The following is a 9816-nucleotide window of genomic DNA, read 5'->3' as shown; positions in this document are numbered from 1 at the left end:
AGTTCCGGGCCATCGCGACCCGCTTCGACAAACTCGCCAGCCGCTACCGGGCCGGACTCCACCTCGCCGCACTCGTCCTCTGGCTCCGCGAACCCAGACAAGATCATTTGTCAGACAGAACCTAGTGCCGGGCCGGTGACGCAGACCCATCCTCGCCGGCCCGCCCACGGCCTGGGCATCGTCCCGCGCCGCGGCACCGGCGCCACCCGGCAGGTCGTACGCGAGGCTCCCCGGGGGAACCCGGCCCGGACCGGCACGTTCACCGTCTCCGGCGAGGGCGTCCGGCTCGGCCGTCAGAGACCCTGCCAGCGCGGTTTGGCCTCGTAGGCGGCGCGGAAGTAGTCCGCGAGCTTCAACCCGGACGCCGCCGCCTCGTCCACCACCACCGTGGCGTGGGGATGCGTCTGCAGCGCGGAGGCCGGGACCATCGCGGACAGCGGCCCCTCGACGGTCTGCGCCACGGCCTCCGCCTTGGCCTCGCCGGTGGCGAACAGCACCAGGTGACGGGCTTCCAGGATGGTGCCGACGCCCTGGGTGACGACGTGGTGCGGCACCTGGTCGATGTCGCCGCCGAAGAAGCGGGCGTTGTCGGCACGGGTCTGCCTGGTGAGCGTCTTGATGCGGGTGCGGGAGGCCAGCGAGGAGCACGGCTCGTTGAAGCCTATGTGCCCGTCTGTGCCGATGCCGAGCAGCTGGAGGTCCACGCCGCCGGCCTCGGCCAGCTCCCTTTCGTACCTCGCGCAGGCCGCCGGGACATCCCCCGCGGAGCCGTCGGGTCCCAAGAAGGACGCCTCGTCCAGCCCGAGCGGCTCCACCACCTCGCGCAGCACCACCGAGCGGTAGGACTCGGGATGCCCGGAGGGCAGGCCGACGTACTCGTCGAGCTGGCAGATCCGGGCGCGCGAGACGTCCACGTCGCCCGCGGCGGCCCTGGCCGCCAGCGCCCGGTAGACGGGCAGCGGCGTCGAGCCGGTGGCCACGCCCAGCAGCGCGTCGGGCCTGCGCCGCAGGAGGCCGGCCATGGCCTCGGCGATGATCTCCCCGCCTGCGTCGGCGTCCGGAACGATGACAACTTCCACGCTGGGCCTGCCGATCCAAGAGTGAACATCAGTGGTATAGACCAACATAGCAGGGGGTGACACCGACGCCGGAAAGGCCGGGTGCTGAAGCTCGGCCGGGTCGGAGGGCGTACGCATGGCGGCCGCGCTGTACGCCGGACGCGACATCGAGGACGAGGAGCGTGCGGCATGACGGCGTACGACGGCACCGCGTACGACGACACAACCTGTGCCATGCTGCTGGGGGCTGGCGCCGTGCTGCCTCCGGGCACCACGGAACGGGAGGACGCCGACGTCCTCACCGTCCGCGCCCGCGAACCGGGGACTCCCGAAGCCGGGCAGGTGCGCGGGGAGGCCCTGGGCTTCCCCGCGTGGGCGCCGGTCAACGACCCGGCGAACGGCCACCTCGCGCTGGCGCTGGTCAAGGATGTCCAGCGGCTCACCCGGCAGGCCTAGTCCCGCCCCGGCACCGCCAAGGAGGGATTCGAGGAGCCGGGCGAGCGGCTCGGCCGGGCCGTGCCGTACTTCCCTGCCCACCTTCTACAGTGCCTCGTCCGCCTGGGGGTCATTCCGTGGTGGGGGGATGCGCGGTCAGGAACGGGCGCACCTCGAGCCACTCGTGGATCGGCTTCCCGCCCGCTCCGGGTGCGGCCGACAGCTCCCCGGCCAGCTCGACGGCGCGCTCGTGACTGTCGACGTCGATCACCATCCAGCCGGCGATGAGGTCCTTGGTCTCGGCGAAGGGGCCGTCGGCGACCGGCGGGCGTCCCTCGCCGTCGTACCGGACGAAGGTCCCATCGGGGGCGAGCGCCTGGCTGTCCACGAACTCGCCGGTCTCCTCAAGCCGGGCCGCGAAGTCCTGCATGTACCGCACGTGGGCAGAGATCTCCTCCGGCGTCCACCGGTCCATGGGTACGTCGTTGACCGGAGCTGGGGCGCCTCGGTAGTGCTTGAGCAGCAGGTACTTGGCCATCGTGTCTCTCCTCGGTGCCGGTGCGGCCCATTATGGCCGCGCTCGCCCCGGGGACGGAGCCGGCCGCGGGTTCTCGACATCACCGCGCGGGTTTCTTCGACCCGTGCGGATGAACCCGGACGAGCCGTCCCTTTGTGCCCGGGTTCCGGCATCGGGGCGGGCGGCCTTCCGCTTCCCGTCTCCGCCGCGGCCCCTGGCTCCTCCTTCCCGCCCTCCTTCCCCGGTCCCCCGCTGCCGGCACACCGGGGTGCAGCGGCCGTCGGCGTGACCGGGCCCGGCGGAGACCACCAGACCGTCGTGGAGGCCCTCGTCCCAGGCCCGCGCCGCCAGGCGGTGGGGGCGCACCGCGAAAGAGTGCGGTGGCGGCGCGCGCTGGAGGCGGATCTGGCCGGGCACCCCTGACTGTGTCGGGTCGCGGGCCCGGTGCGCGACCGCCGGTGCCGCCCGCTACCGCCGGATGAGGCCGAGTTGGGTGGCGGTGGCGACGGCGGCGGTGCGGGATTCGACGCCGAGCTTGGCGTAGACACGGGCCAGGTGGGACTTGACCGTCCCCTCGGTGAGGTGGAGCCGGGCGCCGACGGCCTGGTTGGACAGGCCCTCGGCGACCAGGGCGAGCACCTCGGTCTCCCGCCGGGTCAGGGCGGCGCGGGGAGTGCGCAGCCGGTTCATCAGCCGGTCCGCGACGGCCGGGGCCAGCGTGGTGCGGCCGGCGGCGGCGGTGCGTACGGCGGCGGCCAGGTCCTCCGGCGGGGCGTCCTTGAGGAGGTATCCGGTGGCTCCGGCCTCGATGGCGGGGAGGGTGTCGGCGTCGGTGTCGTAGGTGGTGACGATCAGCACACGGGGCGGCGACGGACGGGCGGTGATCGCGGCGGTGGCCTCGGCACCGTTCATACCGCCGCCGAACTGGAGATCCATGAGGACGACGTCGATGTCGCCCCCGGCGGCGCGGGCGACGGCGGCCTCGGCGGTGGCGGCCTCGGCCGCCACCTCGATGCCGGGTTCGGTCTCCAGCACGGCGCGCAGGCCCGCCCGCACCACGGGGTGATCGTCGGCCAGGAGCAGGCGGATGGCGGGATCGGTCACGAGCGCGCCCCGGATGCGGGTGCGGGGCCGGGATCGGGTAAGGGCCCGGGCGCGGAGCCGTCGGAAGAGCTGAGGGGCAGCCGGGCGGTCAGGGCGGTGCCGCGTCCGGGGGCGGACTCGACGGTGAGCTCCCCGCCGAGGGCGTGGGCACGGGCGCGCATGACGGCCAGTCCGAACCCACCGGACTCCGGGTCGGGGGCGGGCAGACCGCCGGGATCGAAGCCGCGTCCGTCGTCGGCGATCTCCACGGCGACATGGCCGCCGAGGTGGCCGAGGGTCACCTCGGCTGTGGTGGCCCCGGCGTGGCGGACCACGTTGGACAGGGCGGACTGGGCGATCCGCAACAGCGCGACCTCGTGCGCTGTCGGCAGCGATGCGGGGTCGCCCATCAGATGGAAGCGCACGGTGATCCGGTGGTGCGCACCGGTGGTGGCGCACAGGCGCTCCAGCGCACCGGCCAGGGTGGTGCCCTCCAGCGCGGGCGGGGCGAGGGCGGCGACGAAACGGCGGGCCTCGGCGAGGTTGTCGACGGCGGCCCGGCGGGCCTGGCCGACATGGCGGGCGGCGGTCTCCGGAGCCCCGGGCAGAGCCCGTTCCGCTGCCCGCAGCAGCAACTGGATGCTGGTCAGCCCCTGGGCGAGGGTGTCGTGGATCTCGCGGGCCAGGCGTTCGCGCTCGGCCAGCGCACCGGCGGTGTGCTGGGCGGCGGCCAGATCGGCGCGGGTGGCGGTGAGCTCCTCGATCAGGCGCCTGCGCCGCTCGCTCTCCCGGTACAGGGCCTGGTACCCGCGTACCACCGCCACCGCCACGGCGGCACCGAGGGAGGGACCGATCGCCATCGCCACGCCGAAGGATCCCTGGTGGAAGGCGAAACCGCCGGTGGCCGCCGCCGCAGTGACCACCACGGCGACCGGGCCGGCGCGGCGGGACAGCAGATGGAGCTGGAGGAAGTACAGCGGGAACGCCGCCCACACCCCGTCCGGGGAGAGCGCCAGCAGCACCAGCCAGGCGGCGCCCACCGCGGTCAGCCACAACGCGGCGGCCCGCCGCGAGCGGCTTACCCGGGGCAGCAGCGGGCCCGTCGCGTACACCAGGCCGCACACCGCCGCCGCGGCGACGACCCACCCGGGGTGCGGGCGGCCACCGGCCACGGCCCGCCCGGCGGCCAGTACGAGCAGCCCGGCGACCAGCAGATGCAGGCACCAGGCCAGTGCCCGGGTGGTGGGGGTCGGGGCGGGAGCGGCGGCGTTCACGATCCCTCCATCCTAAGGAGGCTGCCCGGGCCGGACCTCTGCCGAAAGTTGGAACCGGCGCACCGCCTTTCGGCCCGCCGATTGCCGCCCTGGGCCGGATGCCCTCCCCGGGGGCGGCGGCCGAGAGTGGGGGCACACCGTTTTCCCCTGGTGTCCTCCGAAAGGGCAGGCAGCACCGTGTTCGTCGCGTGGAGAGATCTGAAGTCCGCCAAGGGGCGCTTCGCCCTGATGGGCGCCGTCATCGTGCTGATCACCCTGCTGGTCGGGCTGCTGTCCGGCCTGACCGCCGGTCTGGGCCGGCAGAACGTCTCCGCGATCACCTCCCTGCCCGCCGACGCGATCGCCTTCGCGGCGCCGGACGGGGGCGGAGAGCTGTCCTACGCGGACTCCACCGTCACCGAGCGGCAGTGGCGGCGGTGGGCCCGGGTGCCCGGTGTGCGGGGCGCCGAGCCGCTGGGGATCACCACCACGCGGGCCGCCGCCGGGGGAAGGAGCGCCGGAGTGTCCGTCTTCGGCGTCCGGTCCGGCTCCGCGCTCGCCCCCGACGGCGGCCGGCTCGACGGCGGAGCGGCGGTCCTGTCCGTCACCGCCGCGCACGACCTCGGCCTCTCGCAGGGCGACACCCTCACCCTCGCCGGGCGGCAGGCGACCGTCGCCGCCGTGAACGGCGACGCCTTCTTCAGCCACACCCCGGTAGTCTGGACCGGCCTGGACTTCTGGCGGGAGATCGCACCTTCCACGGGTGGGGCCGACGGGCCGGCCGCCACCGTCATCGCTCTGGACACCACCTCCGCCGCCGATGTCGGGGCCGCCGACCGGGCGGCGGGCACCAGGACGGTCTCCAGGGACGACTCGCTGTCCGCGATCGGCTCCTACGCCTCCGAGAACGCCTCCCTGCAGCTGATGCGCGGCTTCCTGTTCGTGATCTCCGCCCTGGTCATCGGTGCCTTCTTCACCGTGTGGACCATTCAGCGCAGCGGTGACATCGCGGTCCTGAAGGCCCTGGGCGCCTCCACGGCCACCCTGCTGAAGGACGCGCTCGGTCAGGCCGTACTCCTGCTGGCCGGCGGCACCCTGACCGGCACCGGCATCGCCGCCGGCATCGGCGCCCTCGTCTCCGGCCGGGACGTGCCCTTCCTGCTCACACCCGCCACCGTTCTCGTCCCGGCCGCCGTGACGATCGCCCTCGGCGCGCTCGGAGCCGCCCTGTCCGTCCGTCGCATCACCTCCGTCGACCCGCTGACCGCTCTGGGGAGCGCCCGATGAGCCTGCGCCTGACCGATGTCACCCTGACCTACCCCGACGGCGACTCCCGTCTGACCGCCCTGGACGGGGTCACCCTGGAGGTCCCGAGAGGCAGCGTCACCGCGGTCGTCGGCCCCTCGGGCTCGGGCAAGTCCAGTCTCCTCGCGGTCGCCGCCACCCTCATCGCCCCCGACCGTGGCACCGTCGACATCGACGGGGCCACGACCGCCGGTATGACCCGCGCTGACCTCGCCGAACTCCGCCGCCGAAGGGTCGGCATCGTCTTCCAGCAGCCCAACCTGCTGCCCTCCCTCACCGCTGTCGAGCAGCTCCAGGTCATGGCGCGGATCGACGGGCGCTCCCCGGCCGGGGCCCGCGGCCGGGCCATGGAACTCCTCGACGCCGTCGGCCTGGCCGACCTGGCGGACCGGCGCCCCCACCGGCTCTCCGGCGGCCAGCGCCAGCGCGTCAACGTCGCCCGCGCCCTGATGAACGAGCCCACCGTGCTCCTGGTCGACGAGCCCACCAGCGCCCTGGACCACGAGCGCGGCGCCGCTGTCGTCGACCTGATCACCCGCCTCACCCACCGGCAGGCCACCGCGACCCTCCTGGTCACCCACGACCGCGCCCACCTCACCGCGGCCGACCGGGTCGCCGAGATGCACGACGGGCGTCTGCGCCTCCTCTCCGCGTCCGGGTAAGCCCGCACACCGGGCGGGGCGGTTGCCCGCCGGGGAGCCGGGCGAGCCGGGGCGGCCGGGAACCGGTCAGGATTCGAGAAGCGCGGGCCACCCGGCCGTCCTGGTCTGATCACATGGACATCACCATCCACACCGTCTTCCTTCCTCACGACGACCCGGAGGCGTCCCTGGCCTTCTACCGCGACACTCTCGGCTTCGAGGTCCGCACCCTGCATCGCCAAGGTCCACACGCGGCCGGTCAGGAACCAGGAGGCGAAACCCGCTCCCGGTCCGTAGCGTGAGACCCATGGACACCAAGCTCTTACAGTGCCTTGTCGCCGTCTGCGGCCACGGCGAGGCGCTCGCCCTCCACCGTGACGTCCTCGGCCCGGAGGTGTGCGGCCGCGCCTTCCGTGACCCCGCGGGCGACGGGCCGCGCTTCGTCCGGGCCCGCACGCGGTGAGACCCGGCACCGGCAGACGAGAGAACACGCACACCGTTCGGATCCGGCCGGAACAAGCCGGCCGACAGATAGGGGACACCATGAGCACCGCGGCGAGGACGGACACGCGGGCACCCGGGCCGCACGCGGCCGACAGCCATGACCTGATCCGCGTGCACGGCGCACGCGTGAACAACCTCAAGGACGTCAGCATCGAGATCCCCAAGCGCCGGCTGACGGTGTTCACCGGGGTCTCCGGGTCGGGCAAGAGCTCGTTGGTGTTCGACACGATCGCCGCCGAGTCGCAGCGGTTGATCAACGAAACCTACAGCACCTTCGTCCAGGGCTTCATGCCCACCCCGAACCGGCCCGAGGCCGATGTACTCGAAGGCCTGACGACCGCGATCATCGTCGACCAGCAGCGGATGGGCTCCGACCCCCGCTCCACCGTCGGCACCGCCACCGACGCCAACGCGATGCTGCGCATCCTCTTCAGCCGGCTCGGCAGGCCGTACGCCGGCCCGCCCGCCGCGTTCTCCTTCAACGTCGCCTCGGTCTCGGCGAGCGGCGGGCTCACCGTCGACCGCGGCGCCGACAAGACCAGGACCGAGAAGGTGACCTTCAGCCGCACCGGCGGAATGTGCACACGCTGCGAGGGCCGGGGCACGGTCTCCGACATCGACCTCACCCAGCTCTACGACGACTCCAGGTCGCTCTCCGAGGATCCGTTCACCATCCCCACCTACACCGGGGACGGCTGGGTGGTGCGGGTCATCACCGAGTCGGGCTTCTTCGACCCGGACAAGCCGATCCGCGAGTACACCAAGAAGGAGCGGTACGACTTCCTGCACCGCAAGCCGACCAAGGTGAAGGTCAACGGCGTCAACCTGACCTACGAGGGACTGATCCCGAAGATCCGGAAGTCGTTCCTCTCCAAGGACCGGGAGTCGATGCAGCCACACATCCGGGCCTTCGTGGACCGGGCGGTCACCTTCACCGAGTGCCCCGAGTGCGACGGCACCCGGCTCAGCGAGCAGGCCCGGTCCTCGAAGATCGAGGGGATCTCCATCGCCGACGCCTGCGCGATGGAGATCCGCGACCTGGCCGCGTGGATCCGCGGCCTCGACGCCCCCTCGGCGGCACCGCTGCTCACCGCGCTGCGGCAGTCCCTCGACTCGTTCGTGGAGATCGGGCTGGGCTACCTCTCCCTCGACCGGCCGTCGGGCACGCTGTCGGGCGGCGAGGCGCAGCGGGTGAAGATGGTCCGCCACCTCGGCTCCTCCCTCACCGACGTCACCTACGTCTTCGACGAACCCACCACGGGTCTGCACCCGCACGACATCCAGCGGATGAACAACCTGCTGCTGCGCCTGCGCGACAAGGGCAACACCGTCCTCGTCGTCGAGCACAAACCCGAGGTCATCGCCATCGCCGACCATGTCGTCGACCTCGGCCCCGGCGCCGGGGCGGCCGGCGGAGCCGTGTGCTTCGAGGGCACCGTCGAGGGCCTGCGCGCCGTGGACACCCCCACCGGCCGCCACCTCGACGACCGGTCCGCCCTCAAGAAGACCGTGCGCAAGCCCGCCGGCGCCCTGGAGATCCGCGGCGCGACGGCGCACAACCTGCAGAACATCGACGTCGACATCCCGCTCGGGGTGCTCTGCGTGGTCACCGGCGTCGCGGGTTCCGGCAAGAGTTCGCTGGTGCACGGGGCGCTGCTGCGCCGCTCCGAGGCCGGCGACACCGGCGTGGTATGCGTCGATCAGACGCCCATCCGCGGCTCCAGGCGGAGCAATCCGGCCACCTACACCGGTCTGCTCGACCCGGTGCGCAAGGCCTTCGCCAAGGCCAACGGCGTGAAACCGGCGTTGTTCAGCGCCAACTCCTCGGGGGCCTGCCCCGTCTGCAACGGCGCCGGCGTCGTCTACACCGACCTGGCGATGATGGCCGGTGTGGCCACCGTCTGCGAGGAGTGCGGGGGGAAGAGGTTCCAGGCGTCGGTGCTGGAGCACCGCCTCGGCGGGCGCGACATCAGCGAGGTGCTCGCGATGCCGGTGTCCGAGGCGGCGGAGTTCTTCGGCGCCGGCGAGGCGCGCACCCCGGCCGCGCACCGGATCCTCGGCCGGCTCGTGGATGTCGGCCTCGGCTACCTCACACTCGGCCAGCCGCTCACCACGCTGTCCGGCGGTGAGCGGCAGCGCCTCAAACTGGCCACTCACATGGGCGAGAAGAGCGGCGTCTACATCCTCGACGAGCCGACCACCGGCCTCCACCTCGCCGATGTCGAGCAGCTGCTCGGCCTGCTCGACCGGCTGGTGGACTCCGGCAGGACGGTCATCGTCGTCGAGCACCACCAGGCGGTCATGGCGCACGCCGACTGGATCGTCGACCTCGGCCCGGGCGCCGGACACGACGGCGGCCGGATCGTCTTCGAGGGCACGCCCGCGGACCTCGTCGCCTCCCGCTCCACCCTCACCGGCGAACATCTCGCGGTCTACGTCGGCGCCTGAGGCGGAGTCTCCGGGGAGAACTGACGGGGAACCGCTCCGGCCGGAGCGGTTCCCCGTCCGGACGCGTCGACGCGGTCGATGGCGGTGAGGACCGCGTTCAGGCGTCCAGCCGCCCCGTCCGCGCCCTCTGCGGAGCTCGGCCTGACACGCGGCGGCATCCGGCTCTCCCAGGCCGAGGCGCCGACCGCGCTCAACACCGGCGACAACTCCGGGGAGACCTTCCGCGTCCTGTTCGGCACCCACATCCCGTTCGACAGGGGCCGGCTCGACCGGCTGCACCCCTCGCACGCCGGCTACGTCCTGACCTTTCGTCGCGCCGGCACGCGCAGTGTGCTGGCCGGCTACCCGCTTCCCGGCGACACGCCGCACAACTTCCGGAAGGCCCCCGCCTCCGGCGTCGGAGAACGCCGACCGCCGGTCATCGCCCGCCCGGCGGGGCGCACTCCCCCGCCGGGCGGGCCAGCGCGTCGACGGCGGCGGAGAACAGCCACGGCAGCCGCTGCGCCGCGGGGAGCAGCGCCGCCCGGGCGTTCCGTAGTGCGGGGCACCGTGGTCGCCGCCCGCCGCATCTC

At 73.2% G+C, this 9816-nt stretch carries 9 protein-coding genes and 3 pseudogenes; 8 read left to right on the top strand and 4 right to left on the bottom strand.

Translation table 11 applies throughout. The features are described from left to right. Positions 1–125, top strand: a pseudogene (locus LJ221_RS21340) (IS5/IS1182 family transposase); the annotation flags it as partial. Between the two features lie 168 nt (positions 126–293). Here the strand turns inward: LJ221_RS21340 and nagB are convergent. Next, positions 294–1079 (bottom strand): glucosamine-6-phosphate deaminase, encoded by a 786-nt coding sequence (nagB, locus tag LJ221_RS21335; protein WP_241718346.1) that lies wholly within the window; start codon positions 1077–1079, stop codon positions 294–296. A gap of 168 nt (positions 1080–1247) precedes the next feature. On the opposite strand from nagB, the pseudogene LJ221_RS21330 reads away from it, so the two are divergent. Further along, positions 1248–1614, top strand: a pseudogene (locus tag LJ221_RS21330) (hypothetical protein); the annotation flags it as partial. 9 nt (positions 1615–1623) lie between these two features. On the opposite strand, the gene LJ221_RS21325 reads toward LJ221_RS21330, so the two are convergent. From LJ221_RS21325 to LJ221_RS21315, 3 genes are all read right to left on the bottom strand, one after another. Beyond that, a complete protein-coding gene (locus LJ221_RS21325; RefSeq protein ID WP_241718345.1) occupies positions 1624–2031 on the bottom strand; it encodes a YciI family protein in 408 nt (135 codons plus the stop codon). 447 nt (positions 2032–2478) lie between these two features. After that, on the bottom strand, positions 2479–3114 hold the full coding sequence (locus LJ221_RS21320; protein ID WP_241718344.1) for a response regulator transcription factor: 636 nt from the start codon (positions 3112–3114) through the stop codon (positions 2479–2481). Next, positions 3111–4367, bottom strand: a complete 1257-nt coding sequence (locus LJ221_RS21315) for a sensor histidine kinase (RefSeq protein ID WP_241718343.1) — start codon at positions 4365–4367, stop codon at positions 3111–3113. Before LJ221_RS21315 ends, LJ221_RS21320 begins: the two co-directional genes overlap by 4 nt. A 177-nt stretch (positions 4368–4544) precedes the next feature. On the opposite strand from LJ221_RS21315, the gene LJ221_RS21310 reads away from it, so the two are divergent. From LJ221_RS21310 to LJ221_RS21285, 6 genes and pseudogenes are all read left to right on the top strand, one after another. Then, positions 4545–5633 (top strand): ABC transporter permease, encoded by a 1089-nt coding sequence (locus LJ221_RS21310; RefSeq protein ID WP_241718342.1) that lies wholly within the window; start codon positions 4545–4547, stop codon positions 5631–5633. Further along, on the top strand, positions 5630–6313 hold the full coding sequence (locus tag LJ221_RS21305; RefSeq protein WP_241718341.1) for an ABC transporter ATP-binding protein: 684 nt from the start codon (positions 5630–5632) through the stop codon (positions 6311–6313). The genes LJ221_RS21310 and LJ221_RS21305 overlap by 4 nt, the downstream gene beginning before the upstream one ends. A 113-nt stretch (positions 6314–6426) precedes the next feature. Then, positions 6427–6537: pseudogene (locus LJ221_RS21300) on the top strand (VOC family protein); the annotation flags it as partial. A 62-nt stretch (positions 6538–6599) separates the two neighbouring features. Continuing rightward, the gene (locus LJ221_RS21295; RefSeq protein WP_241718340.1) at positions 6600–6755 is read left to right on the top strand and encodes a hypothetical protein; all 156 of its coding nucleotides are present in this window, start codon (positions 6600–6602) and stop codon (positions 6753–6755) included. An 80-nt stretch (positions 6756–6835) separates the two neighbouring features. Further along, a complete protein-coding gene (locus LJ221_RS21290) occupies positions 6836–9244 on the top strand; it encodes an excinuclease ABC subunit UvrA (RefSeq protein ID WP_241718339.1) in 2409 nt (802 codons plus the stop codon). Between the two features lie 78 nt (positions 9245–9322). Continuing rightward, positions 9323–9816 (top strand): alpha/beta hydrolase domain-containing protein (locus LJ221_RS21285; protein ID WP_254716884.1); only part of this gene is annotated, 494 nt, incomplete at its 3' end.

The sequence above is a fragment of the Streptomyces sp. CNQ085 genome (genome assembly GCF_022614595.1).
Lineage (GTDB): Bacteria > Actinomycetota > Actinomycetes > Streptomycetales > Streptomycetaceae > Streptomyces.
This window is presented reverse-complemented; position numbering and strand designations above follow the sequence as displayed.

What these genes read in the sequence shown, in the direction of transcription:
- LJ221_RS21305 (WP_241718341.1), top strand. Translation starts at nt 5,630, where the DNA reads ATGAGCCTGCGCCTGACCGATGTCACCCTGACCTACCCCGACGGCGAC.
- LJ221_RS21290 (WP_241718339.1), top strand. Translation starts at nt 6,836, where the DNA reads ATGAGCACCGCGGCGAGGACGGACACGCGGGCACCCGGGCCGCACGCG.
- LJ221_RS21295 (WP_241718340.1), top strand. Translation starts at nt 6,600, where the DNA reads ATGGACACCAAGCTCTTACAGTGCCTTGTCGCCGTCTGCGGCCACGGC.
- LJ221_RS21325 (WP_241718345.1), bottom strand. Translation starts at nt 2,031, where the DNA reads ATGGCCAAGTACCTGCTGCTCAAGCACTACCGAGGCGCCCCAGCTCCG.